We start from the raw sequence: 26,719 nt of genomic DNA, 5'->3' as shown, positions 1-26,719 counted from the left end.
GCCGAGCGCGGCGGCAACGGAGAGGGAGACGCGCCGGTCACCGACGACCACCATGGGGCGCATTGCCCCACGACTCGACACCGTCCCACCGGTCGCCCGGCGGGACGCCTGGTCCAGAGGTTGCGACGCTAGTGCAGGGACGATTCAAGAGGGATGACAAGGGGTCTCCCCAGGCCCGTCAGGGCCGTGGGGAAGCCGCGCCGGAGCAGGACCCGCGCGGCGGGACCGACCGTGGCTCCTCGCCCCAGCACGCCCAGAACCGCGGGCCGGCTGTCGAGAGTGCAAGCCCCGACGGCTCCGCCAAGCCCAAGGGCCGTGCCAAGCCCAAGGGCGGCTCCAAGGCCGACGACGAGTCGGGCGGCCGCGACGTCGCGATACCCCAGACCCCCCGTGGGTCCGGTTCCCGTCTGGCCATGCAGAACTGGCGCATCAGCACGCGACTGGTGTCGCTGCTGACCCTGCCGGTCGTCGCCGCCACCACCCTCGGTGGCTTCCGCATCAACGACTCGCTCAACGACATCGCGCAGCTGGAGCACATGCAGCTGCTGACGACGATGACCCGGCAGGCCACCAACCTGGCCGCCATGCTCCAGGCCGAGCGTGACAACTCCGCCGGTCCGCTGTCCGTCGACAAGTCGGGCAAGGAGAGCACCCTCGTCCAGGGCGTCCGCGACTCGACCGACTCCGCCGTCAAGTCCTTCGCCGCCGCGACCGACAAGGTCGACGTCGCCGAGGGCGACGACGAGACGCTCCGGTCGATCCGCAACAACATCCTGCAGATCGCGCACGGGCTCAACAACCTCGAAGAGATCCGCAAGAACGCGTACCAGAACGGCGCCCAGCAGACCGTCACCGAGTACAACGCGCTGGTCGTCTCGCTGCTCTCGCTCTCGCAGGACATGGCCCAGGCCACCTCGAACCCCGAGATGATCAAGCGCACCCGTGCGCTGGCCGCGTTCTCCTCCGCCAAGGAGTACGCCTCCATCCAGCGCGCGGTCATCGCCGCCGCGCTCCCCGCCGACCCCTCGCAGCCCGGCAACCTCACCGAGAACGACCGGCTCTACGCCCGCTCCGCGCAGAACAGCGAGGAGCAGGCGCAGAAGACCTTCGAGCTCGCCTACCAGGGCAAGCCCGAGGAGCTCCTCGCCTCGCTCGGTGACGGCAACCAGGAGATCGGCAACGCCGACGGCTACGCGCGCCGCGTCCTCGGGAACAAGGACCAGTTCGCCAAGGAGAAGAACCGGTCCTGGATGGACTGGTACGACGCCGACGACACCAAGCTCACGGCCATGAAGGTCATCGAGCTGACGCTGCTCGAGGACATGGAGCAGAAGGCCCGCGAGCTCAAGAACGAGTCGCAGCGCGACGCCCTCATCAACGGTGCGCTGATCCTCCTCGTCCTCGGTGTCTCCCTCGTCGGCGCCTTCGTCATGGCCCGCTCGATGATCCGCTCGCTGCGCCGCCTCCAGGACACCGCGACCCGCGTCGCCCAGGACCGGCTGCCCGAGCTCGTCAAGCAGCTGTCCGAGTCCGACCCGCAGGACGTGGACACGACGGTGGAGTCCGTCGGTCTGCACACCCGCGACGAGATCGGCCAGGTGGCCGCGGCCTTCGACGACGTGCACCGCGAGGCCGTCCGCCTCGCCGCCGAGCAGGCCCTCCTGCGAGGCAACGTCAACGCGATGTTCACCAACCTCTCGCGCCGTTCGCAGGGCCTCATCCAGCGCCAGCTCTCGCTCATCTCCGAGCTGGAGTCGCGCGAGGCCGACCCGGACCAGCTGTCCTCGCTCTTCAAGCTCGACCACCTCGCGACCCGCATGCGCCGTAACGGCGAAAACCTCCTCGTCCTCGCGGGCGAGGAGCCGGGCCGCCGGTGGACCCGCCCCGTCCCGCTCGTCGACGTGCTCCGTGCCGCCGCGTCCGAGGTGGAGCAGTACGAGCGCATCGAACTCTCGTCGGTGCCCGGCACCGACGTGGCCGGCCGCGTCGTCAACGACCTCGTGCACCTGCTCGCCGAGCTGCTGGAGAACGCCACCTCGTTCTCCTCCCCGCAGACGAAGGTCAAGGTCACCGGGCACGCGCTGCCCGACGGCCGCGTGCTCGTCGAGATCCACGACACCGGTATCGGCCTCTCCCCCGAGGACCTCGCCGCGATCAACGAGCGGCTCGCCGCGCCGCCGACCGTGGACGTCTCGGTCTCCCGCCGCATGGGTCTGTTCGTGGTCGGCCGCCTGTCCCTGCGACACGGCATCCGCATCCAGCTCCGCCCCTCCGACTCGGGCGGTACGACGGCCCTCGTCATGCTGCCGGTGGACGTCGCCCAGGGCGGCAAGAAGCCCGCTCCGATGCCCGGCCAGGGTGCCCCCGGCGCCCCCGGCCAGGGCGGTCCCGGCGCGCAGGCGCAGGGCTCGATCCCGGCTCCCGGCGCGCGTCCCCCCGTGGGCGCGGGCCCGCAGCGCGGCCAGGTTTCCGCGGGCGGTCAGCGTGCGGCCCTGCCGGGCCGCGACGGCGGCCCCGGCGGTCTGCCCCAGGGCCCCGGCCCGCAGGGCGGACGGCCCCAGCCGCAGCAGGGACCCGGTGGCCAGACCCAGAGCGCGTTCGGTTCGGGTGCTCCGCTGCCGGGCCGCGGCCCGGTCCCGGGTCCCGGCGGCCCGGGCGGCTTCGGCGGTCCGCAGGCCCGTCCTCCGGTCGGCGCCCCCACGGCGTCCGGTCCGGGCGGCTTCCCGCAGGGCAACGGCTTCGAGCGCCCGCAGCAGGGGCAGCCCGGTCAGCAGCCCCCGCAGCAGGCTCCGCAGCAGCAGGGCCAGCAGGGCCAGCCCGGTCGGCAGCAGCCCGGCGGTCCGGCCGCGCGCGGGCCCCGGCCGCAGCTTCCGCCGCGCGGTGGCGCGCCCCGTCCGGAGCTCCCGGGCGCGGGCGGCGGACCCGCCGCGATGCCGCAGACCACCACGTGGGGCTCGGGCCAGCGCGGTCACGACGTGCCGCGCGGCCACGACGAGCTGTCGGGACCCGGTTCCACGTCCGAGTTCCCCCGCCCCGACTTCAACGCCCCGGCCCCGCAGGCCGGCGGCACCGGCGGCCACGACAACGGCGCCACGGGCCAGTTCGCCCGTCCGGAGTTCGGTGACCCGGCCTCCACGGGCCAGTTCGCCCGCCCCGACTTCGGCGACCCGGCCTCCACCGGCCAGTTCGCCCGCCAGGACTTCCAGGCCCAGAGGCCCGGCGGCCCCGGTGTCGGCGGCTTCGCCCAGCCCGGCCAGCCCCCGCAGCCCCAGAGCGGCTACGCCCCCGTACCGCCTCCGCGCCCGGAGGCTCCGCGGCTGCCGCAGGCGCCCCGTCCGGAGGCGCTGCCCCCGGCCGGTCCGGGCACCGGTGAGGGTCGCAGCCCGATCTTCGACACGCTGGAGTCGAACTGGTTCCGCCAGGAGGCCGGTCAGGCCCCCGCGCAGGTGCCGGCCGTGCCCCAGCAGGCGCAGCAGTCCGCCCCGGCGGCTCCGGCTCCCGCCGCCCCCCAGCGCCCGCAGCAGCACCAGCTGCCGCAGCGCGGGCAGGAGCAGGCTCCGGCCGAGACCGCGCAGAGCACCACCGGCGCGGTACCGACCGTGAGCTGGCGCTCCTCGCCGAACGACGAGCTGATGCGGCAGGCCGAGCGCGTGCGCCAGCCCGCCGCCGGCGGCATCACCACGTCGGGTCTGCCCCGCCGGGTCCCGCGGGCGAACCTCGTGGCCGGCACCGCGCAGCAGCAGGCCGAAGCGCAGGCCGGCCCCCAGGTTTCGCGGTCTCCGGACGATGTCCGCGGCCGTCTCACCAACCTCCGCCGCGGTATCCAGCAGGGACGGCAGGCCGGCAACACCGGCCCGGCCACCGGCAGTTACCACGTCGACCCCACTTACCAGCAGGAGCGATAGTTGAGTTCGATGAGCCAGGCGGCACAGAACCTGAACTGGTTGATCACCAACTTCGTGGACAACACCCCCGGGGTGTCCCACACCGTGGTGGTCTCCGCCGACGGCCTCCTTCTGGCCATGTCCGAAGGCTTCCCCCGTGACCGGGCCGACCAGCTCGCCGCGGTGGCCTCCGGGCTGACCTCCCTCACCGCGGGCGCGTCCCGCATCTTCGAGGGCGGCGCCGTCAACCAGACGGTGGTGGAGATGGACCGCGGATTCCTCTTCCTGATGTCGGTTTCCGACGGATCCTCGCTGGCCGTACTGGCGCACCCCGAGTGCGACATCGGCCTCGTGGGGTACGAGATGGCCCTCCTCGTGGACCGCGCCGGCAGTGTCCTCACCCCGGACCTGCGCGCGGAACTGCAGGGAAGCCTGCTCATCTGACTGCCGCTCTCCCGGCCGGACGGTACTTCCGGCCGGGGGACCGGGGCCGCGGCCCCGGAACCCAGTACCGCCATCAGGCCGTCATACCGTCCCCCCACCGGCCGCCCCGTCAGACGGCACGCTGACCACTGCTGTCCAGCCCGGAGGATCAATGACCCCGCCCCCCGCCTATTCCGATCAGTACGGAGACTCGTACTCGGAAGGCGACCAGCCGCTGGTTCGTCCGTACGCGATGACCGGTGGCCGGACCCGACCGCGCTACCAGCTCGCCATCGAGGCCCTGGTCAGCACCACGGCCGATCCGATGCACCTGTCCGGGCTGCTCCCGGAGCACCAGCGCATCTGCACCCTCTGCCGTGAGGTCAAGTCGGTCGCGGAGGTCTCCGCGCTGCTGAACATGCCGCTCGGTGTCGCACGGATCCTCGTCGCCGACCTGGCGGAGGCCGGCATGGTGGCAATCCACCAGCCGGGCAATGGAGAGGCCGGCGGAACGCCGGATGTAACGCTGCTCGAGAGGGTTCTCAGTGGACTTCGCAAGCTCTAACGGTGGAGCGGCTCCCGCTCGCTCCACCACCTCCGCGAAGATCGTGGTGGCGGGCGGCTTCGGCGTGGGCAAGACCACGTTCGTCGGCGCCGTCTCCGAGATCAACCCGCTGCGTACCGAGGCCGTGATGACGTCCGCGAGCGCGGGCATCGACGACCTGACCCACACCGGGGACAAGACGACCACCACGGTCGCCATGGACTTCGGCCGCATCACCCTGGACCAGGACCTGATCCTGTACCTCTTCGGTACTCCGGGGCAGGACCGCTTCTGGTTCATGTGGGACGACCTCGTGCGCGGTGCGATCGGGGCGATCGTCCTCGTCGACACGCGGCGCCTGGCCGACTGCTTCCCGGCCGTCGACTACTTCGAGAACAGCGGCCTGCCGTTCGTCGTGGCCCTGAACGGGTTCGAGGGACACCAGCCGTACACCCCGGAGGAAGTCCGCGAGGCCCTGCAGATCGGCCCGGACGCACCCATCATCACCACCGACGCCCGCCACCGCGCGGACGCCAAGAGCGCGCTCATCACGCTCGTCGAGCACGCGCTGATGGCACGGCTCAAGTAGGACTGCACACAACGAAGGCTTCACCGGCCGGTTTTGAGGGGGGCGGGCTGTGTCATGCGACACGGCCCGCCCCCCCCTCGTTCATAACGTTTCGACAGAGAATTGGCCTTGGTCGGCGACACGGTGCGTTCGCCCGGTGCCGCTGTGCTCACAACTGGCCCCGTTTTTGCCGCAGGACGCTCTTTATGTCCGATTTATGTGGGGCATAAGGCTCTAGGAATGGCCGATTTCAACTGTTTGGAACACGGCCGTTAACCGTGCTGGAATTCAACGAACTAGCTAGTAGCACCGCCGAGAGGTTGTTGGTCGAGTGAGGCGAAGCAACTCGAGCCCCGCGGATGAACCCGCGCGCGGCAACTTCACCCCGCCGCCACGCGCGGCCACGTCTTCCTTTGACGTACCCGTGGAACCATCCGTGAGCGGTGGCAGCACCAGCAGGTTCTCGCCCCGCAACTGGCGCGTGCCGACCCGTCTGAACGCCATCCTGCTCGTCCCGGTCCTCGTCGGACTGGTCATGGGCGGCTTCCAGGTGAAGGGCTCCATCGACACCTGGGACGAGGCCAAGGACGCCGAGAAGACCGCGGTCATCGTCCAGGCCGCCGCCGAGTACGGCCAGGCGCTCCTGAACGAGCGCGACCTGACGGCCGACGCCCTACTCAAGGGCCAGCGCGAGTCCGAGCCCGTCCTGAAGGCCTACTCCGCCACCGACGCGGCCAAGGCGAAGTTCGCCGAGGTCGCGAAGGACCTGCCCGAGGGCCAGGGTCTGGAACGCCGCCTGGAGCTCTTCCGCCAGGAGGAGCCGAAGCTGGAGCAGGTCCGCAAGACGGCCTACGTGGCGCAGCTCGAGACGGCGAAGAAGGCCCTCCCCAAGGCTCTGGGCCCGATCCCGACCGAAGAGGGGTACGTGCTGGTCCAGCACTACCTCATGCAGTTCTCCAACGAGCTGGGCCTCGGCACCGGCAACGTGACCTCGTACGGCCGCATGGTCTACGCGCTCGAGCTGTCCAAGGCCGCGAACTCGCTGCAGCGCTCGGTGGGCACGCACCTGCTGGTCCGGCCGAGCGCGAACGAGGACATCCGCAAGGCCCAGCTCGTCGCCTTCTCCTCGTACGCGTACCTCGAAGAGATCGCCATCGGCGAGTACGTCGCCGCCGGCACCGACGAGGACGTCGCGCGTCTGCGCGAGATCATGGGCAAGAAGTCCGAGGAGGGCGCCGCCAAGCTCGCCGCCGCCAAGCAGGCGGCCGAGCAGGCGGGCACCGTCTTCCACGCCCCGCCGGTGGTCAACAACTCCGCGCTCACCGGTATGACCGAGGCGATAGCCAGCGGCGAGAAGCCCTCCAAGCTCGCGCAGGACGGCACCACCCCGCAGGCGTGGCAGGCCGCGGCCACCGCCAAGTTCGACGGCTACGCCGAGCTCGAGAAGGAACTCCTCGGCAAGGCCCTCAAGGACGCCGGAACCGTCTCCGACGAGGCCCGCAACGACGCCATCCTGACCGGCGCCATCGTGGTCGTGGCCCTGCTCGCCGCCTTCATCCTGGCCGGCATGATGGCCCGCCAGATGGGCCGCGCGATGCGCCGGCTGCGCAACGGTGCCTTCGACGTCGCCGAGCAGCGCCTGCCGATGCTCGTCGACCAGCTCTCGCGCACCGACCCGGGCAAGGTCGACACCCGGGTGGTGCCGATCCCGATCGACTCCCAGGACGAGATCGGCGAGGTCGCCCGCGCCTTCGACCAGATCCACCGCGAGGCCGTCCGGCTCGCCGCCGAGCAGGCCCTCCTCCGGGGCAACGTCAACGCGATCTTCACGAACCTCTCCATGCGCAACCAGTCGCTGATCGAGGGCCAGCTGACCCTGATCACCGAGCTGGAGAACAACGAGGCCGACCCGGACCAGCTGGAGAACCTCTTCCGCCTGGACCACCTGGCCACCCGCATGCGCCGCAACGGCGAGAACCTCCTCATCCTCGCGGGCGAGGAGCCGGGCCGCCGCTGGGACCAGCCGGTTCCGCTCGTCGACGTCCTGCGCGCCGCCTCCTCCGAGGTGGAGCAGTACGAGCGCGTCGAGCTGTCGGGCGTCTCCGAGGCCGAGATCCACGGCCAGGCCGTGACCGACCTCGTGCACCTGCTCGCCGAGCTGCTGGAGAACGCCACCACCTTCTCCTCCCCGCAGACCAAGGTCCGGGTCAACGCGACGCGTCTGCCCGACGGCCGCGTCATGGTCGAGATCCACGACAAGGGAATCGGCCTGACGGCCGAGGACTTCGCGGACATCAACCACAAGCTGGCCAACCCGCCGACCGTGGACGCCGCGATCTCGCAGCGCATGGGCCTGTTCGTGGTCGGCCGGCTGGCCGACCGGCACGGCATCCGCGTCCAGCTGCGCCCCTCGGGCGAAGCGGCCGGCACCACCTCGCTCGTCATGCTCCCCGACCCCATCACCCACGGTGGCGGTGGCGAGGAGATCCCGGCGGACGACTTCACGGTCTCCCAGATGATCCCGCGCCAGCAGGTCCAGCAGCCGGCCGCGCTGCGCACGGCCGCCGAGCTCGGCTTCGACGACTCCCGCTACGAGGTCCACCGGGCCGACCAGCCGGGCTTCGAGGAGACCGCCGCCGACCCAGTCGGCCGGTCCCTGGGCCGCGAGGACCGCCGGGCCGCGCTGGAGGCGCAGGTCGGCTACCCGCAGGCACAGCCCCAGCCGCAGGCGCAGTCTCAGTACGAAGAGCCCGCGGCGGAGTATCCGGAACCGCAGCCGGAGCACGCGTACCAGCCGTACCAGGGCTACGAGCAGCAGCCCGCGCAGGGCTACGACCTCGGTTACGAATCCGCTCAGGCCGGGCAGGGATACGACGCGTACACCCAGCAGGATTACGCGTATCCGGAACCCGGGTACACGGATCAGCGACAGGAAGTCCCGGCCTACGACGGCGGGTACGATTCCCGTTCCACGGCTGCGGAGTGGCCCCAGCAGAACACCTACTCGGGCTCCTACCAGCAGGATTACGGGACCGAATCGGAATCACCGGCCGCTCCCGAACCGGCCCCGGAACGCGTAGGCTTCGACCGTCCGGGCGCCACCGCCGACGCCGGTCACCAGGTGACCGGGGCGGGTCTGCCGCGACGCGGCAGCCAGCCGCAGCAGCGGCCGGGACAGCAGGAAACGGAGTCCTCCGGGTCCCTCTTCGAGCAGCGGCCGCAGCGTCAGCAGCAGCCCGCGGCGCCGGAGAAGGCCCCCGGGGAAACGGCAGGCACTGACGACTGGCGCTCGAACAACGACGAGCGGTGGCAGCAGGCCGCCAAGCTCCGCGAGCCGAAGGCCGGCGGGGTCACCCCCTCCGGTCTCCCCCGGCGGGTGCCCAAGGCCAACCTGGTCGAGGGCGCTGCGGAGACGACGCCGCAGGGAGGCCCCGAGGTCTCCCGGGCCCCGGAGGACATCCGTGGCAGGTTGAGCAACCTGCGGCGCGGTGTCCAGCAGGGCCGCAACGCGGGATCCGAGCAGTCAAGTAACAGCTATGACCAGGAGCGTTAGTGTGAGCGCGATGAGCCAGGCGGCGCAGAACCTCAACTGGTTGATCACCAACTTCGTGGACAACACCCCCGGGGTGTCCCACACGGTGGTGGTCTCCGCCGACGGCCTCCTTCTGGCCATGTCGGACGGCTTCCCGCGGGACCGCGCCGACCAGCTGGCGGCCGTGGCCTCCGGGCTGACGTCGCTGACCGCCGGAGCCTCCCGCATCTTCGAGGGCGGCGCCGTCAACCAGACCGTGGTGGAGATGGACCGAGGGTTCCTCTTCCTCATGTCCGTCTCCGACGGATCCTCGCTCGCGGTGCTCGCGCACCCCGAGTGCGACATCGGCCTCGTGGGCTACGAGATGGCCCTTCTCGTGGATCGAGCGGGCACGGTCCTCACCCCGGACCTGCGCGCAGAACTGCAGGGCAGCCTTCTCAACTAGCAGACAGGCAGTGCGTTTCGCGTCACTGCACCATAGGGTGCGGTGGCGCGGTTCCACAGGGAGTACTGCGTACTTGGAGTCGGAGGAGGAAACGTGACAACACCCGGAGGACATCCCTATGGCGGCGCGCAGCAGCCGCAGGGTGGGCACGACCAGAACCGCTTCAACTTCCCTTCCGCTCCCAGCAACCGGCCCGCGCCGGAGCACGACCCCGCCTCGGGGCAGCCGTACCAGCGGCAGCCCTACCAGCAGCCGCAGCAGCCGTACGGCCGGCCGCAGCAGCCCGGGCAGTCCTACCGCCCCCCGCAGCAGCCTCCGCGCGGCGGGCGCCCGCAGGCTCCGCAGGCGCACAACCCGCTGGTGCGCCCGTACGCGATGACCGGTGGCCGGACCCGTCCGCGCTATCAGCTCGCCATCGAGGCACTGGTCAGCACCACGGCCGATCCCGCGCGGCTGCAAGGGCAGTTGCCCGAGCACCAGCGCATCTGCCTCCTGTGCCAGGAGATCAAATCCGTCGCGGAGATCTCGGCACTTCTTTCCATTCCTCTTGGCGTAGCCCGGATCCTCGTCGCCGACCTGGCGGAGGCGGGCCTCGTAGCCATCCACCAGCCCGGCGGCGACGAGTCCGCCGGCGGCCAGCCAGACGTGACACTGCTCGAAAGGGTGCTCAGTGGACTTCGCAAGCTCTAACGGCGGAGCGGCTCCTGCTCGCTCCACCACCTCCGCGAAGATCGTGGTGGCGGGCGGCTTCGGCGTGGGCAAGACCACGTTCGTCGGCGCCGTCTCCGAGATCAACCCCCTGCGCACCGAGGCCGTCATGACGAGCGCCTCCGCCGGCATCGACGACCTGACCCACACCGGGGACAAGACGACCACCACGGTCGCCATGGACTTCGGCCGCATCACCCTGGACCAGGACCTGATCCTGTACCTCTTCGGTACCCCCGGTCAGGACCGCTTCTGGTTCATGTGGGACGACCTGGTCCGCGGTGCGATCGGCGCCGTCGTCCTCGTCGACACCCGCCGTCTCGCCGACTGCTTCCCCGCCGTCGACTACTTCGAGAACAGCGGCCTGCCGTTCGTCATCGCCCTCAACGGCTTCGACGGGCACCAGCCGTACACCCCGGAGGAAGTCCGCGAGGCCCTGCAGATCGGCCCGGACGCACCCATCATCACCACCGACGCCCGCCACCGCGCGGACGCCAAGAGCGCGCTCATCACCCTGGTCGAGCACGCCCTCATGGCCCGCCTGCGGTAGCCGTCCCGGTCGTACGCGAAGGCCCCCCGCACTCCGAGGAGTGCGGGGGGCCTTTCACGTGGTGCCGCGGGGCTCGGTGTACTAGCCCTGCCAGCTGCGCGGGCCGCGGAAGCCGGGGGTGCGCTCCAGGCGGCGCCAGCCGGCCTGGGAGCGGGGGATGGTGGCGGCCTCGGGGGTCGCGGCGGCGCGGGCGAGCAGGATCGCGGTGATCGCGGCCAGCTCCTCGGGCTCGGCGTTGCCCTTCTCGACGCGCAGAAGAGTGTCGGTGCTCATCGGTGGCGGTTCTCCTTCGGCTTCTACTGGGGCGGGTTGCCGTGCTTGCGCGACGGCAGATCGGCGTGCTTGTTGCGGAGCATCGCGAGGGCGGCGACGAGGACCTCGCGCGTTTCGGCGGGGTCGATCACGTCGTCGACGAGGCCTCGCTCGGCCGCGTAGTAAGGGTGCATCAGCTCTGCCTTGTACTCCTTGACCATGCGCGCACGCATGGCCTCGGGGTCCTCGGCGTCCGCGATCTGCTTGCGGAAGATGACGTTGGCGGCGCCCTCGGCGCCCATCACGGCGATCTCGTTGGTCGGCCAGGCGTAGGTGAGGTCGGCGCCGATGGACTGGGAGTCCATGACGATGTACGCACCGCCGTAGGCCTTGCGCAGGATCAGCGAGATCCGCGGCACGGTCGCGTTGCAGTACGCGTACAGCAGCTTCGCGCCGTGGCGGATGATGCCGCCGTGCTCCTGGTCGACGCCCGGCAGGAAGCCGGGGACGTCCAGGAGGGTGATGATCGGGATGTTGAAGGCGTCGCAGAGCTGGACGAAGCGCGCCGCCTTCTCGGAGGCGTGGATGTCCAGGACGCCGGCGAGGTGGCCGGGCTGGTTGGCGACGATGCCGACGACCTGGCCGTCCATCCGCGCCAGCGCGCAGATGATGTTGCGGGCCCAGCGCTCGTGGATCTCCAGGACGTCGCCCTCGTCGACGAGCTCCTCGATGACCTTGAGCATGTCGTACGGGCGGTTGCCGTCGGCGGGCACGAGGTCGAGCAGCACGTCGGAGCGGCGGTCGGCCGGGTCGGTGGTCTCGTGGACCGGGGGGTTCTCGCGGTTGTTGGAGGGCAGCATCGTGATGAGGTAGCGGACCTCGGAGATGCAGGTCTCCTCGTCGTCGTACGCGAAGTGCGCGACGCCCGAGGTCTCGGCGTGCACGTCCGCGCCGCCGAGGCCGTTCTGGGTGATCTCCTCGCCGGTCACCGCGCGGACCACGTCCGGGCCGGTGATGAACATCTGCGAGGTCTCCCGGACCATGAACACGAAGTCCGTCAGTGCCGGGGAGTAGGCCGCGCCGCCGGCGCAGGGGCCCAGCATCACCGAGATCTGCGGGATGACGCCCGAGGCCTTGGTGTTGCGCTGGAAGATGCCGCCGTAGCCGGCGAGCGCCGAGACGCCCTCCTGGATACGGGCGCCGGCGCCGTCGTTGAGGGAGACCAGCGGGGCACCGGCCGCGATGGCCATGTCCATGATCTTGTGGATCTTCGTGGCGTGGGCCTCGCCCAGGGCGCCGCCGAAGATGCGGAAGTCGTGCGCGTAGACGAAGACCGTACGGCCCTCGACCGTGCCCCAACCGGTGATGACACCGTCGGTGTAGGGCTTCTTGGCCTCCAGGCCGAACCCGGTCGCCCGGTGGCGACGCAGCTGCTCGACCTCCTTGAAGGAACCCTCGTCGAGCAGCAACGCGATCCGCTCGCGGGCGGTGAGCTTGCCCTTGGCATGCTGCGCTTCGGTCGCCCGGTCGCTCGGGCCGCGCCGCGCCTGCTCGCGCAGGTCGTGCAGTTCGGCCACGCGTCCGCGGGCGTCCGTCGGCTCGCTCGGAATCTGGTCCACAACGGTCATGTAATGACCTTACGAAGCCGGACCGGAAAAACCCTCCGTCGAATCCACACAGTGTCGGGTCTGTTCCGCTGTCCGGGCCGGACAGAACCACTGCGGGGGCAGCCCGTCCCACCAGGCAGGACGTTAGTCCTTTGTGGGGTCTCCACAATCCGCTCCCCCAAGCGGCCGCCAAGGCGTCACCAAGATGCCGTCAAGACATCCAAGCCACCCACAAGAGCGTGGGAGGTTGAAATTTGAACGGAATGGGTCTAGCGTCGTTCTTGTTGAAATTTCAACGAGTCACCGAGTGCCGGACATCGAGCGGCACTCTTACCAAGGAGAACGCCATGGGTCTCTTCACCCGCCGCGCCCAGGACACCACCACCGCCGTCGCCACCCTCGACGTGGACCCGGCCCTCGCCGCGCTCACCGGCGACTACGTCATCGACGCCTCCCACAGCAGCATCGGCTTCACCGTCCGCCACGCGATGGTGACCAACGTGCGCGGCACCTTCGCCGATCACGAGGGCTCCCTGCGGCTGGACGGCACCGACCCGTCCCGGTCCACCGCCACCATCGACGTCAAGATCGCCTCCGTCGACACCGGCATCGCCGACCGCGACGGCCACCTGCGCGGCGGGGACTTCTTCGACGCGGAGACCTTCCCGCTGATGACCTTCCGCTCCACCGAGGCGCGGCAGCTCGGCGGCGACACGTACCGCATCACCGGCGAGCTGACCATCAAGGACGTCACGCGCCCGCTCTCCATCGACCTGGAGTTCGGCGGCTCGGCCACCGACGTCTACGGCAACGAGCGCATCGGCTTCGAGGGCTCCGCCGAGATCCTGCGCTCCGACTGGGGTCTGACCTGGAACGCGGCCCTGGAGACGGGCGGCGTGATGGTCAGCGACAAGGTGAAGCTGACCTTCGACATCTCGGCGATCAAGCAGGCCTGAGGCCGGTTCCACGCCGCGGGCCGGGGGCGGCTAGAAGTCGCCCCCGCCGAACCCGCCTCCGCCGTCGAAGCCTCCTCCACCGCCGAAGTCCCCGCCGCCGAAACCGCCGCCGTCGAAGTCGGACGGGTTGAAGTCGGCCCCGGAGACGTCGCCCCCGCCGAAGCCACCGCCGTCGAATCCGTTGCCGCCGCCGAAGTCGGAGGCGTAGGCCGGACTGGACATCATCGATCCGAGCATCGTGCCCATCAGCAGGCCGGGCAGCATGCCCCCGCCGAAGTAGCCGCCGGCCCAGGGACCGTACGCCGGGCCGGCGTCGTAGTAGGGGCGCGGACCGTGCTCGGTGTCGACGGTGCGGACCGCCGGGTCCTGGCCGTCGCGCAGCCGGACGGCGTCCGCCGCGCAGACCGGGACCGTACGGGCGGCCCCGCCCGCCGGGGCCCAGTCGGCGTCCTCGGTGCTCGGGCCGTGGCGCGGGTCGAAGAAGCAGGGCGCGCGCCGCTCGGGCAGCGGACGGCCCTCCCGGCGGGCGTCGAGGCGGGCCAGGGCGTACCGGCCGTCCTCCAGCGCCTGGGTGACCCCCTTGACCTCCTCCGGGTACTGCACGGAGGACATGATCTGCTTGGCCTTCTCGTACGAGTCGAGGCCCTGCTCGTAGTCCGCGCGCATGGCGTCGTCGGCGCCGGGCTCTCCGGGGTGGAAGTCGAGGCGCTCCAGCTCCTCGCCGAAGGCCGTGATGTCCTCGTCGACGACCACGCTCAGCCGGGCGACGGACTCGCGCCGGAGCTCTTCCTTCTTCTTGCGGTTCCGCTTGACCAGCGCGTACGCACCGCCACCACCGACGGCGGCCACCACGCCGAGCCCGATCAGGGCGCCCACCGGGGCGCCGCTGTCGGCCGCCGCGCCGCCCCAGGAGGCGGGGGCCTTGCCCTTGGCCTGGGCGAGGGCCTGGTCCACGAAGTTGTTGATCTCGGTGTTCGCGTCGACGGCCCCGCCCGCCTTGACCGCGTCGACCAGGTTCCGGACCGCGTTGTTCGGCATGACGGCCCGGTCGGCACCGGCGTTGAAGCCCTCCCCGAGCCGGATCGCGTAGAGCCCGGTGATCCCGGTCTCGGTACGGACCGTCTTCAGCACGCTCTCGGCCGGGAACTCGGCGGTGGCCGGGAGCACGGCCACGAACACCGGCTTCCCGGCGTCCTTGATCTTCTTCGCGAGCGCGTCCGCCTGCGCGGGCGACAGCTGCGCCTCGGCGCGGGGGTCCACGTAGACCGGGCCCTTCTTGAGTGCCTCCGCGACGGTGCCGGTCCCGTCGGCGGCCGAGGCCCGCGGGGCGGTCAGCAGCGCGGCCGCGCACAGCGCCAGCAGCAGAGCGGCCAGCAGCGATCCCATACGTACGGATATAAGCCTGGTCCTCATATCCATGACGCTACCCGAACGGGTGCAATCCTGTGTGAGTAGGACATAAGACCTACCGCGGCCCACCACCCCGCCGTCCCGCCCTGCCGTCCCACCGGCCGGAGCACGGCGGGACGGCCGCCGCGGACTACTCCGCCGGCTCCACGCCCGCGTGCAGGAGGCCGTAGGTGAAGGCGTCTTCCAAGGCCTGCCAGGAGGCCGCGATGACGTTCGGGGCCACGCCGACCGTGTTCCATTCGCGGGCGCCGTCCGTCGTGGTGACCAGGACGCGGGTCGTGGACGACGTGCCGTGCGCGCCCTCCAGGATGCGGACCTTGTAGTCGATCAGCTCGAACTTCGCGAGCTGGGGGTAGAAGCGTTCCAGGGCGCCCCGCAGCGCGCGGTCCAGTGCGTTGACCGGGCCGTTGCCCTCCGCCGTGGCGACGATCCGCTCGCCCTTGGCCCACAGCTTCACCGTGGCCTCGTTGGCGTGCGTGCCGTCGGGGCGGTCCTCGACGATGGCCCGCCAGGACTCGATGCGGAAGTACTTGCGCGCCCGGCCCTCGGCCTCGGCGCGCAGCAGCAGCTCGAAGGAGGCGTCGGCGGCCTCGTACGTGTAGCCCTGGAGCTCGCGCTCCTTGACCCGCTCCACCACCCGGGAGACCAGCGCGCGGTCCCCGCCGAGGTCGACGCCGAGCTCCTTGCCCTTGAGCTCGATGGAGGCCCGGCCAGCCATGTCGGAGACGAGCATCCGCATGGTGTTGCCGACCCGCGCGGGGTCGATGTGCTGGTACAGGTCCGGGTCGACCTTGATGGCCGAGGCGTGCAGGCCCGCCTTGTGCGCGAAGGCGGAGACGCCGACGTAGGGCTGGTGCGTGGAGGGGGTGAGGTTGACGACCTCGGCGATGGCGTGCGAGATCCGGGTCATCTCGGCGAGCGCGCCCGCCGGGAGGACCGTACGGCCGTACTTGATCTCCAGTGCGGCGACGACCGGGAAGAGGTTGGCGTTGCCGACCCGCTCGCCGTAGCCGTTCGCGGTGCACTGCACGTGGGTGGCGCCGGCGTCCACGGCGGCCAGCGTGTTGGCGACGGCGCAGCCGGTGTCGTCCTGGGCGTGGATGCCCAGGCGTGCGCCAGTGTCGGCCAGCACGGTCGCGACGGTCGCGGCGATCTGCGCGGGCAGCATGCCGCCGTTGGTGTCGCAGAGGACCACGACGTCGGCGCCGGCCTCGTGGGCGGCGCGTACGACGGACTTCGCGTACTCGGCGTTGGCCCGGTAGCCGTCGAAGAAGTGCTCGCAGTCGACGAAGACCCGGCGGCCCTCGGAGACCAGGTGGGCGACGGTGTCGCGGACCATCTCCAGGTTCTCGTCGAGGGTGGTGCGCAGGGCGAGTTCGACGTGCCGGTCGTGGGACTTGGCGACCAGGGTGATCACCGGGGCGCCGGATTCCAGCAGGGCGCGGACCTGCGGGTCGGTGGCGGCCGAGCCGCCCGCCCGGCGGGTCGCGCCGAAGGCGACGAGCTGGGCGCGCTTGAAGTCGATCTCCGCGCGGGCACGCGAGAAGAACTCCGTGTCGCGCGGGTTGGCGCCGGGCCAGCCGCCCTCGATGAACCCCACCCCGAAGTCGTCCAGGTGCCGGGCGATCGTCAGCTTGTCCGCGACCGTGAGGTTGATGCCCTCACGCTGGGCACCGTCGCGCAGGGTCGTGTCGAAGACGTGGAACCCGTCTTCCACACCGCCGGGATCGCCGGGGCCCGAAGCCGGCACAGTCGGCTCGGTCGCCTCTGTCGTCGTCATGCTGATCTGACTCCTGTCGGATGGGTGGTTCCGGATGCCCGCCCTCGGGCAGGCCGACGCCACTGCCCCCATCATCGCGCGCTGCCCGATCCCGGCACGTTTGGGCCGGAAAACGAAAAAACCTCTCGCGGGTGCGAGAGGTCTGCGCGCGGGTCTGGGGCACGGTGGCCGCCTCCGCGAAGTTCTTCCGCGGCTCAGCGGCCACTGGGGACCGGCGCGCTGCTGTCCATAATCATGAGCTGAGCAGGCACGTCGGCAGTCTGCCATACCGCATGCCGCGGGTGGACGGGGATCTCAGCATGCGGTCACGTCGGTCCGAGGGTCGCAGGAGTCGTCCGCGGGCCGGGCCGGGGGCCGCCGGATCAGGCGCCGGCCCCCGGGGTCAGCGCCTCGCCGAGGAACTCGCCGACGTGCTCCAGGATGTCGCCCCGCCCTATGCCGGGAAGGCCGACGGCGACCTGGATGCTGAACCCGTCGAGCAGGGCCCGCAGCCGGGCCGCGAATCGGTCCGGGTCGACCGGGCGGAACTCCCCGCGCGAGATGCCCTCGGCGAGCAGGGCCACCAGGTCGCGGTGCCAGGCGCCCTCGATGGCCCCCTGGCGCTCCCGCTCCCCCGGTCCCGCGTTCTGCGAGCGGTTCCAGACCTCCAGCCACAGGGTCCAGTGCGGATCCCGGGCGCCCTCGGGCACGTACAGGTCCACGTACGCCTGGAGGCGCTCGAGCGCCGGGCCGCGGCGGGACAGCAGGGCGCGGCGGCGGGTGCCGAGCGCCGCCTCGCTCCACTCCAGGGTCTGCAGCAGGAGCTCGTCCTTGGTGCGGAAGTAGTAGAGGAGGTGGCCGCTGCTCATGCCGACCTGACGGCCCAGGCCGGCCATGGTCAGACCGTCCAGGCCGCGTTCGGCGATGGTGGCCATGGCGGCGACCAGTACGTCCTCGCGCGGCGGCGCGTTCTTGCGCGCGGCACGTGCCTCACCCGCCACCATGGCCCACTCCTCGTCCCGGCCGCCCGCTCGGGGTCAGACCTTCGGCTGCTGCTGGGTGATGCAGTGGATACCGCCACCCCCGGCGAAAATCGTACGTGCGTCGACGAGCGTCACGGTCCGCTCGGGGAACAGACCGCGGAAGATCTCCGCCGCCTCCTCGTCGCGCGGGTCGTCGAAGGCGCACAGGACCACGCCGCCGTTGCACAGGTAGTGGTTGATGTAGGAGTAGTCGACCCACTCCCCGTCCTCTTCCAGCACGGTCGGCGCCGGGATCTCCACGACCTCGAGCTGCCGGCCCCGGGCGTCGGTGGACGCGCGCAGGATGGCGGCGATGGTCTTGCCGCGCTCGTGGTCCGGGTGGGCCGGGTCGGGCTGGCTGTGGACCATGACCACGCCGGGGCGGGCGAAGGCGGCGACGATGTCGACGTGCCCCTGGGTGCCGTAGGTGCCGTAGTCGCCGGCCAGGCCGTACGGGAGCCAGATCGCCTTGGTGGTGCCCAGGTGGGCGTGGATCTCGGCCTCGACCTGCTCGCGGGTCCAGTCGGGGTTGCGGCCCTTGCCGAGCTGCACGGTGTCGGTGAGGAGCACGGTGCCCTCGCCGTCGACGTGGATGGCGCCGCCCTCGTTGACCAGCGCGGTGCTGTACGTACGGGTCCCGGCGATGCCGGAGATCTCCCGGGCGATCTCCGCGTCGTGGTCCCAGCGGGCCCAGTCCTGGGCGCCCCAGCCGTTGAAGGTCCAGTCGACGGCGGCGAGCCCGCCCGCCCCGTCGGTGACGAAGGTCGGGCCGATGTCGCGCATCCAGGCGTCGTCGAGCTCGCGCTCGACCAGCTCGATGTCATCGCCGACCACGGCGCGGGCGCTCTCGGCGTCACCGGGCGAGACCACCAGGGTCACGGGCTCGTACGTGCGCACCGCGCGGGCGACGGCGCCCCAGGCCGCGCGGGCCTCGGCGAGCTCCTGCTCGTTGGTGAAGGTGGGATTGGGGCTGGGCCAGGCCATCCAGGTGCGCTCGTGGGGCATCCACTCGGCGGGCATCCGGAATCCGTTGTCGACGGGCTTGTCAGCGTTGCTCATGGCAGGGGTCCTTAGGGCTTACAGGAAGTACAGGCGGTTGAGGGAGACCGAGTCGGCCGCTTCGGAGCGCAGCAGTTCCCCGTCCAGGGAGACCAGGCCGCTGCGCGCGTCCACATCGACCGCGCCCACCCGGGAGTTCAGCGGGAGGTCGCCCGGGCCGATGCCGCGGGTGCCGCGCACCGCGACCCGGCGCCTGCGGGTCGGCATCTCGTCGTTGCCCAGGGCCGCCGCGGCGGCCGAGACGAAGGCGACGGAGATATCGGCCGCGGTGGCCCCGTACGAACCGAACTGCGGTCCGAGGACCAGCGGTTCGCAGGTGTCGGTGGCGGCGTTGGGGTCGCCGGTGACCCCGTAGGCCGGGAAGCCGGACTTGAGGACCAGCTGGGGCTTGGCGCCGAAGAACTGGGGGCGCCACAGCACGATGTCGGCGAGCTTGCCGACCTCGATGGAGCCGATCTCGTGGGCCAGGCCGTGGGCGATGGCGGGGTTGATGGTCAGCTTGGCCATGTAGCGCAGCACGCGGGCGTTGTCGTCGCCCTCGCCGTCGCCGGCCAGCGGTCCCAGTTCGCCCTTCATCTTGGCGGCCATGGCGAAGGTGCGGCGGATGGTCTCGCCGGCGCGGCCCATGCCCTGGGCGTCGGAGGAGGTGATGCCGATCGCACCGAGGTCGTGCAGGACGTCCTCGGCCCCCATCGTGCCCGCGCGGATCCGGTCGCGGGCCATGGCGGCGTCGCCGGGGAGGTCCGGCTTGAGGTCGTGGACGGAGACGATCATGCCGTAGTGCTCGGCGACCGCGTCCCGGCCGAAGGGCAGGGTCGGGTTGGTGGAGGAGCCGATGACGTTCGGTACGCCCGCCATCTTCAGGACGTTGGGGACGTGTCCGCCGCCGCAGCCCTCGATGTGGAAGGCGTGGATGGTCCGGCCGTCCAGCACCCGCAGGGTGTCCTCGACGGAGAGGCACTCGTTGAGGCCGTCGCTGTGCAGGGCGACCTGGACGTCGTACTCCTCCGCGACCCGCAGGGCGGTGTCCAGGGCGCGGGTGTGCGCGCCCATGTCCTCGTGGACCTTGAAGCCGCTCGCGCCGCCCTCGGCCAGGGCCTCGATCAGCGGGGCCGGGTCCGAGGAGGAACCGCGGGCCAGGAAGCCGATGTTGACGGGCCAGGCGTCGAAGGCGTTGAAGGCGTGCTTCAGCGCCCACGGCGAGTTGACCCCGACGCCCCAGACGGGGCCGAACTCCTGCCCGATGATCGTGGTGACGCCCGCGGCGAGCGAGGCCTCCATGATCCGCGGGGAGAGCAGGTGCACGTGGGTGTCGACGGCGCCGGCGGTGGCGATCATGCCCTCGCCGGAGACGATGCTCGTCCCCGTGCCGACCACCACGTCCACCCCGTCGAGGGTGTCGGGGTTGCCGGCCCGGCCGATCGCGTGGATCCGGCCCTCGCGGATGCCGATGGAGACCTTGCGGATGCCGAGGACGGCGTCGATGACCAGCACGTTGCTGATCACCACGTCGCAGGTGTCGCGGACGGCGGCGGCCTTCAGGTGCAGTCCGTCGCGTGCCGTCTTGCCGAACCCGGCCAGGAACTCGTCCCCGGGCTTCTGCGAATCGGACTCCACCCGGACGGTCAGCCCCGAGTCGCCGAGCCGGACCCGGTCGCCGGCCCGGGGGCCGAAGACGGAGGCGTACTCGTGCGGGTCGATGTGCCGGCTGCCGGGCGCGCAGTGCGCGCTGTGGTCCGTGTGGGGCGTCTGCCGGCTCATGTCGCCGTCCCTTCCGGGCGGTCGCCGGCGTCGGGAGCGGCGGCTCCGCCACGCGGGGCGGGCCCGGAGCCCGGGGCCCGGGCGGCGTCCGGCGGGCTCGCGGCGACCGCGCCGGCCGCGCCGAGGTAGCCGCAGGCGGCTGCGCGGCGCAGGGCTTCGGCCTTGGCGCCCGGGGCGTCCAGCGGTCCGTCGACCAGCCCCGCGAAGCCGATCGCGACGCGGTCCCCGCCGATGGGGACGAGGCCGACCTCACCCTCGCCGTGCGGGTCGAAGCGGACCGACGAGCCCGCGGGCACGCACAGCCGCATGCCGTACGCCGCCGCGCGGTCGAAGTCGAGGCGCGGGTTGGCCTCGAAGAAGTGGAAGTGGGAGGTGACGCTGACCGGCACCGGCGCGGTGTTGCGTACGCGCAGGTGGACCACGGGCTCCGGCTGGGGGGCGCCGGGGCCGGGTACGACCGCGCCCGGGGCGTCCTCGCCCAGGCCGACGGCGCCCCGGATCGGGGCCGAGACCACCGCGAGACGGGATCCGTCGTCGAAGACGGCCTCCACGTGCACCTCGGTGACTACGTCGCTGACGCCGGGCAGGACATCGTCCGGGCCCAGCACGGAGCGGGCCTCCTCGATGGCCTCCGCCAGCCGCTTGCCGTCGCGCGCGGCCTCGCAGACCGTGTCCGCGATGAGCGCGGTGGCCTCCGGGACGTTGAGCTGCAATCCGCGGGCCCGTCGGGATCTGGCCAGTTCCGCAGCGCTGCGGAGGAGCAGCCGGTCGCGCTCCGTAGGGGTCAGCCGCACGCCGATCCACCACCCTTTGAGTCGATGGGTTAGAGCATCACTCTAACTCTTCATTTCCCTGCAATGAAGCATTGACCTGAGACCAAGGCTTAGGTCACATTGAGTGTCGCTCAAACATTGCATTGCCACCCCCCGCCCTGCCAAGGGAGTCCCCCCATGCCCATCGAACAGCGCGGAGTCGACACCATCCCGGAGGAGGAACGGACGAGCGGTCCCCGTGACCTGATCTCGATCCTCCTCGGCTCCAACCTCTGCCTCGGTGTGATCGTCTTCGGCTGGCTGCCCCCGTCCTTCGGGCTGGGTCTGTGGCCGTCGGTCACCGCCATCGTGACCGGCACCCTCGTCGGCATCGCCTTCACCGCGCCGCTGGCGCTCGTCTCCCTGCGCACGGGGACCAACCTCTCCACGTCCAGCGGCGCCCAGTTCGGCGTCCGCGGCCGGCTCGTCGGCTCGGTGGTGGGCCTGCTGCTCTCCCTCGGCTACACCGCGCTGACCCTGTGGATAGGCGGCGACGTGATGGTCGGCGCCCTGTCCCGGCTCACCGGGCTGCCGGACACCGGCGTCTCCCGGGCCGCGATGTACGGCGTGCTCGCCGCGTGCACCGTCGTCGGAGCCGTCTTCGGCTATCGGCTGCTGCTGCGCATGAGCAAGGTGCTCTCCATCGGCATGGTGCTGCTGCTGGCCGCCGGCGTGTTCGCCTACGCGCCCGACTTCACCGCCGCGGCCCCGCCCGACACCGCGTACCTGCTCGGCTCCTTCTGGCCGACCTGGCTGCTCGCCGCCGTCGCGGCCGGGCTCAGCGGGCCCGTCGCCTTCATCACGCTGCTCGGCGACTACACCCGCTACATCTCCCCGCGCCGGCACAGCTCCCGCAAGGTGCTCCTGTCCACCGGGCTCGGCCTGCTCGTCGGGCTGCTGATCCCGCAGCTCTTCGGCACCTACACCGCGCTCGCCGCCCGGGCGGGCGCCGAGTACGCCGGGCCGCTGGTCGACGCCGCGCCGTTCTGGTACCTGGTGCCGCTGCTGGTCGCCGCGGCGGCCGGATCGGTCGGCAACGCCGGGCTGATGCTCTACTCCATGGGCCTCGACCTGGACGCCATCGTCCCGCGGGCCACCCGCACCACGGCCACCGTGATCGCCGCGGCCGTGGCCACCGCGTTCGTGTTCGTCGGCTCCTTCGAGTGGGACGTACAGGCCGCGATGACCTCGTTCGTGCTGCTGCTCACCGCGATCGGCACCCCGTGGGCCGTGATCACCCTCATCGGCTACGTCCGCTGCCGCGGCCGGTACGACGCCGAGGCCCTGCAGGTCTTCAACCGCCGCGCCAAGGGCGGGGTCTACTGGTTCCGCGGCGGCTGGAACCTCGCGGCCACCCTCTCCTGGGCCATCGGCGCGGGCGTCGGCCTGCTCGCCGTGACCACCCCGTTCTACGAGGGCCCGCTGCTGGCCCTGACCAACGGAGTCGACTGCTCCTTCGTCCTCTCCGGCCTGACCGGCGCCCTGGTCTACACGGCCCTGACCGCCCGCACGGCCCCCGCCCCGGCGCCGGCCGAAGCCGAGGGCGAGCCGGTCGCCGCGTAAAAGCGCCCGGTACGTCGTACGGACGAAGGCCCGCGCCCCCTTCGAGGGGCGCGGGCCTTCGTGCGTACGGACTGCGGGCCCTAGCCCAGCGGGTGCATCCACCCGTGGGTGTCGGCCTGGTGGCCGGTCTGGAGGTCCAGGAGGGCCTTGCGGAGCTTCATGGTGACCTCGCCGGGCTCGCCGTCGCCCTGGGTCCAGTTCGCGCGCTCCGACTTCACGGAGCCGACCGGGGTGATCACGGCGGCCGTGCCGCAGGCGAAGACCTCGGTCAGGGTGCCGTTCTCGTTGTCGCGCTTCCAGTCCTCGGTGGTGATGCGGCCCTCCTCGGCGGTGTAGCCGAGGTCGCGGGCGATGGTGAGGAGGGAGTCGCGGGTGATGCCCGGGAGGAGCGAGCCGGTCAGCTCGGGGGTGACGATCCGGTCGCCGTACACGAAGTACAGGTTCATCCCGCCCATCTCCTCGATCCAGCGGTGCTCGACCGCGTCGAGCCAGACCACCTGGTCGCAGCCGTGCTCGGCGGCCTGGGCCTGCGCGACGAGGGAGGCCGCGTAGTTGCCGCCGGTCTTGGCCGCGCCGGTGCCGCCCTTGGCGGCGCGGACGTACTCCTCGGAGAGCCAGACGGAGACGGGCTTGACGCCCCCGGGGAAGTAGGCGCCGGCCGGGGAGGCGATGACGATGAAGAGGAACTCGTTGGCCGGGCGGACGCCGAGGCCGACCTCGGTGGCGAACATGAAGGGCCGCAGGTAGAGCGAGGCCTCGCCGGAGTCCGGCACCCAGGCGCGGTCCTGCTTGATCAGCGCGTCACAGGCCTCGATGAACAGCTCGGTCGGCAGCTCCGGCATCGCCATGCGGCGGGCGGAGGCCTGGAAGCGCTCGGCGTTGGCCTGCGGGCGGAAGGTGGCGACGGTGCCGTCGGGCTGCTTGTAGGCCTTCAGCCCCTCGAAGATCGTCTGCGCGTAGTGCAGGGTCATGTTCGCGGGGTCCATCGACAGCGGCGCGTACGGGACCAGCTCCGCGTCGTGCCAGCCGCGGCCCTCGGTCCACTTGACCGTCACCATGTGGTCGGTGAAGTGGCGGCCGAAGCCGGGGCTCGCCAGGATCGCGTCGCGCTCCGCGGCGGACAGAGGGGTCGAGGAGGGCTTCAGCTCGATCGTGGGCGTCGTCGTCATGAGTGCTTGTCCTTCACCGGTTTGTAGGGCGGACCGCGCTCACGGCGTACTAGGACGTCCGAGCTTCCCCATATTCCGCGGCCTCGCGTTCGATTATCGCGCGGGAGGAGGCTTCGGTGAAACGGGGTGTATGCGGCCCAGGGGAGATGGTGACACCCGGGGCCGCACAGGAAAAGCCGCCGGGTGCGGTGATCGCGACCCGGCGGCTTCCTGAGGTGGGGCTACCGGGTCAGCCGGCTACGCGCGCGGCGAGGGCGTCGCCGATGGCGTCGGTGGAGCGGAAGGTGCCGTCGCGCTCCGCGAGGTCGGCGGAGACCGCGTCCTCGATGCGCGCGGCCTGGGCCTCGTAGCCGAGGTGGCGCAGCAGGAGCGCGACCGAGAGGATCGTCGCGGTCGGGTCGGCCTTGCCGGTGCCGGCGATGTCCGGAGCGGAGCCGTGGACGGGCTCGAACATGGACGGGAAGGCGCCGGTCGGGTTGATGTTGCCCGAGGCGGCCAGGCCGATTCCGCCGGTCACGGCGGCGGCCAGGTCGGTGAGGATGTCACCGAAGAGGTTGTCCGTGACGATGACGTCGAAGCGCTCGGGCTGGGTGACGAAGAAGATCGTCGCGGCGTCGACGTGCAGGTAGTCGGTGGTGACCTCGGGGTACTCCTGGCCGACCTTGTCGAAGATGTTCTTCCACAGGTGACCGGCGTAGACGAGGACGTTGTTCTTGTGGACCAGCGTCAGCTTCTTGCGCGGGCGGCCGTTGGCACGCTCGTACGCGTCACGGACCACGCGCTCGACGCCGTAGGCCGTGTTGAGGCTGACCTCGGTGGCCACCTCGGCCGGGGTGCCGGTGCGCAGGCTGCCGCCGTTGCCGGTGTACGGGCCTTCGGTGCCCTCGCGGACCACGACGAAGTCGATCTCCGGACGGCCGGCGAGCGGGGTGGCCGTGTTGGGGAAGAGCTTCGACGGGCGCAGGTTGATGAAGTGGTCGAAGGCGAAGCGGAGCTTCAGCAGCAGACCGCGCTCCAGGACGCCCGACGGGACCGAGGGGTCGCCGATGGCACCCAGCAGGATCGCGTCGTGGTGCTTGAGGGCCTCGAGCTCCGCGTCCGGGAGGGTTTCACCGGTGCGGTGCCAGCGCTGGGCGCCGAGGTCGTATTCCTTGGTCTCCAGCTTCACATCCTGGGGCAGGGCCGCGGTAAGGACCTTGAGGCCCTGAGCCACGACTTCCTGGCCGATGCCATCACCGGGGATCACTGCGAGATTGATGCTGGTCGACATGGTGGAACCGTACTCCTTGTCCCATCCCTCAGACATATTGCGTCCATCATGTGGACGCAATATGTCCCGGGCCGGGAACGCTCAGCGCCGGGTCAGTGGCCGGGGCAGTGGCTGCTCAGTGGCCGGTCGAGCCGCCGTTGTCGCGGCGGTCCAGGGCGCGCTGCAGGGCGGCGGCCGCGTTCTTGCGGTCCGCGTCGGCGGAGGCGGAGCGGCGGACACGGCGGGCGGTGGTGGAGGGGGTGTGCGTCATGGTGATCGACTCCTTGAGATCACGGCGTGGCGGGGCCACGGATGAGGGGTTCCTTCAAGGCGCCGGATGAGGCGGGGAGCGGTGCGCGGCAGGGGTTGCCTGCCATGGGGCGCGCGCTCTCGACCGCCATTCGCCGGATCGGCGAGACGTTCGGCTTCTACAACGTAAGCCAGCTCCCGCTGTATGTCTCCGCAATTACTCGGACTTCCTACTATCTGAGACGCCGCACGGCCCGGAAGACCCTTTCCCTGGCTCCGTTTTCAGCCGCTCTGGGAGCGAAGTTCCCTGATCAGAGCACGTACGGCGAGAGTGGCAGCGGATTCCGGTGTGGTGACGTACCCCACGCGCCTCACCGGCCCCCGCGGACCCAATCCGGCGACCTCCACGGCTCCGGTCGCCTCCCGGAGGGACAGCTCGGGCATGATCGCCATGCCGAGCCCCCGGCCGACCATGGTCAGCACCATCGCGTCGTCCTCCGCCTTGACGGTCGCCCGCGGGATCCAGTCCTGCGCCAGCCACCAGCTGCGGGTGTAGGAGCCGCAGTTCTCGTCCCAGTCCATCAGGGGCAGCGCCTTCGGGTCGGGGTGTCCCGCCGGATGCACCAGGGCGTACGCCTCCTCCACGAGCACCCCGCTCAGCAGGCCGGGCGGCAGTCCCTGGGCACCGCCCAGCGTCGCGATGCCGAGGTCCGCGCGGCCCGCGGCCACCTCCCCGGCCGTTCCGGCGCCGAGCTCGCGCACCACCCGGACCTCGGGGCGGATGCCGGGGTGGCGGGCGGTGAGCCGCTCCAGGGCGGGCGGCAGCAGGTGCAGGGCCGCGCTGCGGAACGCGGCGATCCGCAGGACGCCCTCCGGTACCGCCGGGCCGCCGGCCCGGTCCGCGCCGCGCGCCTCCGCCGCCATGACCTCGTGGAGCCGCAGGATCCGGCGGGCGTGCCCGACGGCCCGCTCCCCCGCCGGGGTGGGCGAGGCGCCGCTCCGGCCGCGCTCGAAGAGCACCGCGCCGAGCTTGGCCTCGCTGCCGCGCACCGAGTGCGAGACGGCCGACTGCGTGAGGCCGAGCGAGGCGGCCGCGGCGGAGAAGCCGCCGCGCTCGGCGACGGCCACCAGCACCCGCAGTTCCTGCGGAAGGAGCTCGGCCACGGGGGCCCTCACCTCGTTCTATGAGCGTCGTTC

The 26,719-nt window shown here is 71.4% G+C and carries 22 protein-coding genes; 10 read left to right on the top strand and 12 right to left on the bottom strand.

Going from position 1 to position 26,719, the window contains the following annotated elements:
- Positions 1–131 precede the first annotated feature (131 nt).
- The 8 genes from OG435_RS31620 to OG435_RS31585 all read left to right on the top strand — a co-directional run bounded on the left by OG435_RS31620 (position 132) and on the right by OG435_RS31585 (position 10,654).
- Positions 132–3,905 carry a sensor histidine kinase gene (locus OG435_RS31620; RefSeq protein WP_266881311.1) on the top strand — a complete coding sequence of 1,258 codons (3,774 nt, stop codon included), beginning with the start codon at positions 132–134 and terminating at the stop codon, positions 3,903–3,905.
- Between the two features lie 9 nt (positions 3,906–3,914).
- Complete coding sequence (locus tag OG435_RS31615) at positions 3,915–4,328, top strand: roadblock/LC7 domain-containing protein (RefSeq protein ID WP_008739864.1); 414 nt, start codon at positions 3,915–3,917, stop codon at positions 4,326–4,328.
- A 151-nt stretch (positions 4,329–4,479) separates the two neighbouring features.
- The gene (locus OG435_RS31610) at positions 4,480–4,872 is read left to right on the top strand and encodes a DUF742 domain-containing protein (RefSeq protein WP_243337752.1); all 393 of its coding nucleotides are present in this window, start codon (positions 4,480–4,482) and stop codon (positions 4,870–4,872) included.
- Entirely contained in the window at positions 4,853–5,440 is a 588-nt protein-coding gene (locus tag OG435_RS31605; protein WP_254385735.1) for a GTP-binding protein, read from the top strand. The genes OG435_RS31610 and OG435_RS31605 overlap by 20 nt, the downstream gene beginning before the upstream one ends.
- A gap of 310 nt (positions 5,441–5,750) precedes the next feature.
- The gene (locus tag OG435_RS31600) at positions 5,751–8,972 is read left to right on the top strand and encodes a sensor histidine kinase (RefSeq protein WP_266881310.1); all 3,222 of its coding nucleotides are present in this window, start codon (positions 5,751–5,753) and stop codon (positions 8,970–8,972) included.
- A 10-nt stretch (positions 8,973–8,982) separates the two neighbouring features.
- Complete coding sequence (locus OG435_RS31595; RefSeq protein WP_007266772.1) at positions 8,983–9,396, top strand: roadblock/LC7 domain-containing protein; 414 nt, start codon at positions 8,983–8,985, stop codon at positions 9,394–9,396.
- Between the two features lie 93 nt (positions 9,397–9,489).
- Positions 9,490–10,086, top strand: a complete 597-nt coding sequence (locus OG435_RS31590) for a DUF742 domain-containing protein (RefSeq protein ID WP_266881309.1) — start codon at positions 9,490–9,492, stop codon at positions 10,084–10,086.
- Entirely contained in the window at positions 10,067–10,654 is a 588-nt protein-coding gene (locus tag OG435_RS31585) for a GTP-binding protein (protein WP_073911148.1), read from the top strand. The genes OG435_RS31590 and OG435_RS31585 overlap by 20 nt, the downstream gene beginning before the upstream one ends.
- Positions 10,655–10,735: 81 nt before the next feature.
- Here OG435_RS31585 and OG435_RS31580 read toward each other — a convergent pair whose 3' ends face one another.
- Both OG435_RS31580 and OG435_RS31575 read right to left on the bottom strand, forming a co-directional pair.
- A complete protein-coding gene (locus tag OG435_RS31580; protein WP_266881308.1) occupies positions 10,736–10,927 on the bottom strand; it encodes an acyl-CoA carboxylase subunit epsilon in 192 nt (63 codons plus the stop codon).
- A gap of 23 nt (positions 10,928–10,950) precedes the next feature.
- A complete protein-coding gene (locus OG435_RS31575) occupies positions 10,951–12,534 on the bottom strand; it encodes an acyl-CoA carboxylase subunit beta (RefSeq protein ID WP_266881307.1) in 1,584 nt (527 codons plus the stop codon).
- A gap of 326 nt (positions 12,535–12,860) precedes the next feature.
- Here OG435_RS31575 and OG435_RS31570 point away from each other — a divergent pair, with 326 nt between their 5' ends.
- Positions 12,861–13,469 (top strand): YceI family protein, encoded by a 609-nt coding sequence (locus OG435_RS31570; RefSeq protein ID WP_266881306.1) that lies wholly within the window; start codon positions 12,861–12,863, stop codon positions 13,467–13,469.
- Positions 13,470–13,499: 30 nt separating this feature from the next.
- On the opposite strand, the gene OG435_RS31565 is transcribed toward OG435_RS31570, so the two are convergent.
- The 6 genes from OG435_RS31565 to ureA form a co-directional block, all read right to left on the bottom strand.
- Positions 13,500–14,882, bottom strand: a complete 1,383-nt coding sequence (locus OG435_RS31565) for a hypothetical protein (protein ID WP_430625727.1) — start codon at positions 14,880–14,882, stop codon at positions 13,500–13,502.
- Between the two features lie 127 nt (positions 14,883–15,009).
- The gene (gene cimA / locus OG435_RS31560; protein WP_266881304.1) at positions 15,010–16,659 is read right to left on the bottom strand and encodes a citramalate synthase; all 1,650 of its coding nucleotides are present in this window, start codon (positions 16,657–16,659) and stop codon (positions 15,010–15,012) included.
- Positions 16,660–17,021: 362 nt separating this feature from the next.
- Entirely contained in the window at positions 17,022–17,642 is a 621-nt protein-coding gene (locus tag OG435_RS31555; protein ID WP_266881303.1) for a TetR/AcrR family transcriptional regulator, read from the bottom strand.
- A gap of 33 nt (positions 17,643–17,675) precedes the next feature.
- On the bottom strand, positions 17,676–18,719 hold the full coding sequence (locus OG435_RS31550) for an agmatine deiminase family protein (RefSeq protein ID WP_266881302.1): 1,044 nt from the start codon (positions 18,717–18,719) through the stop codon (positions 17,676–17,678).
- Positions 18,720–18,737: 18 nt separating this feature from the next.
- Entirely contained in the window at positions 18,738–20,480 is a 1,743-nt protein-coding gene (locus tag OG435_RS31545) for an urease subunit alpha (protein ID WP_266881301.1), read from the bottom strand.
- Positions 20,477–21,274 carry an urease subunit gamma gene (gene ureA, locus OG435_RS31540; RefSeq protein ID WP_266881300.1) on the bottom strand — a complete coding sequence of 266 codons (798 nt, stop codon included), beginning with the start codon at positions 21,272–21,274 and terminating at the stop codon, positions 20,477–20,479. The genes OG435_RS31545 and ureA overlap by 4 nt, the downstream gene beginning before the upstream one ends.
- Positions 21,275–21,430: 156 nt before the next feature.
- Between ureA and OG435_RS31535 the strand changes: the two genes are divergently transcribed.
- A complete protein-coding gene (locus OG435_RS31535) occupies positions 21,431–22,855 on the top strand; it encodes a cytosine permease (RefSeq protein WP_266881299.1) in 1,425 nt (474 codons plus the stop codon).
- Between the two features lie 80 nt (positions 22,856–22,935).
- Here OG435_RS31535 and OG435_RS31530 read toward each other — a convergent pair whose 3' ends face one another.
- From OG435_RS31530 to OG435_RS31515, 4 genes are all read right to left on the bottom strand, one after another.
- Positions 22,936–24,024, bottom strand: a complete 1,089-nt coding sequence (locus OG435_RS31530; RefSeq protein WP_266881298.1) for a branched-chain amino acid aminotransferase — start codon at positions 24,022–24,024, stop codon at positions 22,936–22,938.
- A gap of 229 nt (positions 24,025–24,253) precedes the next feature.
- Complete coding sequence (locus OG435_RS31525; RefSeq protein WP_266881297.1) at positions 24,254–25,294, bottom strand: 3-isopropylmalate dehydrogenase; 1,041 nt, start codon at positions 25,292–25,294, stop codon at positions 24,254–24,256.
- Positions 25,295–25,409: 115 nt separating this feature from the next.
- Positions 25,410–25,544 carry a hypothetical protein gene (locus OG435_RS31520; protein ID WP_266881296.1) on the bottom strand — a complete coding sequence of 45 codons (135 nt, stop codon included), beginning with the start codon at positions 25,542–25,544 and terminating at the stop codon, positions 25,410–25,412.
- 260 nt (positions 25,545–25,804) lie between these two features.
- Positions 25,805–26,686, bottom strand: a complete 882-nt coding sequence (locus tag OG435_RS31515) for a LysR family transcriptional regulator (RefSeq protein ID WP_266881295.1) — start codon at positions 26,684–26,686, stop codon at positions 25,805–25,807.
- Positions 26,687–26,719 lie beyond the last annotated feature (33 nt).

It is taken from the genome of Streptomyces sp. NBC_01264 (assembly GCF_026340675.1).
In the GTDB taxonomy this organism is placed as follows: domain Bacteria; phylum Actinomycetota; class Actinomycetes; order Streptomycetales; family Streptomycetaceae; genus Streptomyces.
The sequence above is the reverse complement of the archived record's forward strand: the minus strand, read 5'-3'. Positions and strand labels throughout refer to the sequence as shown.

Coding starts and splice junctions, on each gene's coding strand:
- OG435_RS31615 (WP_008739864.1), top strand. CDS start 3,915: ATGAGCCAGGCGGCACAGAACCTGAACTGGTTGATCACCAACTTCGTG.
- OG435_RS31610 (WP_243337752.1), top strand. CDS start 4,480: ATGACCCCGCCCCCCGCCTATTCCGATCAGTACGGAGACTCGTACTCG.
- OG435_RS31595 (WP_007266772.1), top strand. CDS start 8,983: ATGAGCCAGGCGGCGCAGAACCTCAACTGGTTGATCACCAACTTCGTG.
- OG435_RS31580 (WP_266881308.1), bottom strand. CDS start 10,927: ATGAGCACCGACACTCTTCTGCGCGTCGAGAAGGGCAACGCCGAGCCC.
- OG435_RS31575 (WP_266881307.1), bottom strand. CDS start 12,534: ATGACCGTTGTGGACCAGATTCCGAGCGAGCCGACGGACGCCCGCGGA.
- OG435_RS31570 (WP_266881306.1), top strand. CDS start 12,861: ATGGGTCTCTTCACCCGCCGCGCCCAGGACACCACCACCGCCGTCGCC.
- OG435_RS31565 (WP_430625727.1), bottom strand. CDS start 14,882: ATGAGGACCAGGCTTATATCCGTACGTATGGGATCGCTGCTGGCCGCT.
- cimA (WP_266881304.1), bottom strand. CDS start 16,659: ATGACGACGACAGAGGCGACCGAGCCGACTGTGCCGGCTTCGGGCCCC.
- OG435_RS31555 (WP_266881303.1), bottom strand. CDS start 17,642: ATGGTGGCGGGTGAGGCACGTGCCGCGCGCAAGAACGCGCCGCCGCGC.
- OG435_RS31550 (WP_266881302.1), bottom strand. CDS start 18,719: ATGAGCAACGCTGACAAGCCCGTCGACAACGGATTCCGGATGCCCGCC.
- OG435_RS31545 (WP_266881301.1), bottom strand. CDS start 20,480: ATGAGCCGGCAGACGCCCCACACGGACCACAGCGCGCACTGCGCGCCC.
- OG435_RS31535 (WP_266881299.1), top strand. CDS start 21,431: ATGCCCATCGAACAGCGCGGAGTCGACACCATCCCGGAGGAGGAACGG.
- OG435_RS31530 (WP_266881298.1), bottom strand. CDS start 24,024: ATGACGACGACGCCCACGATCGAGCTGAAGCCCTCCTCGACCCCTCTG.
- OG435_RS31525 (WP_266881297.1), bottom strand. CDS start 25,294: ATGTCGACCAGCATCAATCTCGCAGTGATCCCCGGTGATGGCATCGGC.
- OG435_RS31520 (WP_266881296.1), bottom strand. CDS start 25,544: ATGACGCACACCCCCTCCACCACCGCCCGCCGTGTCCGCCGCTCCGCC.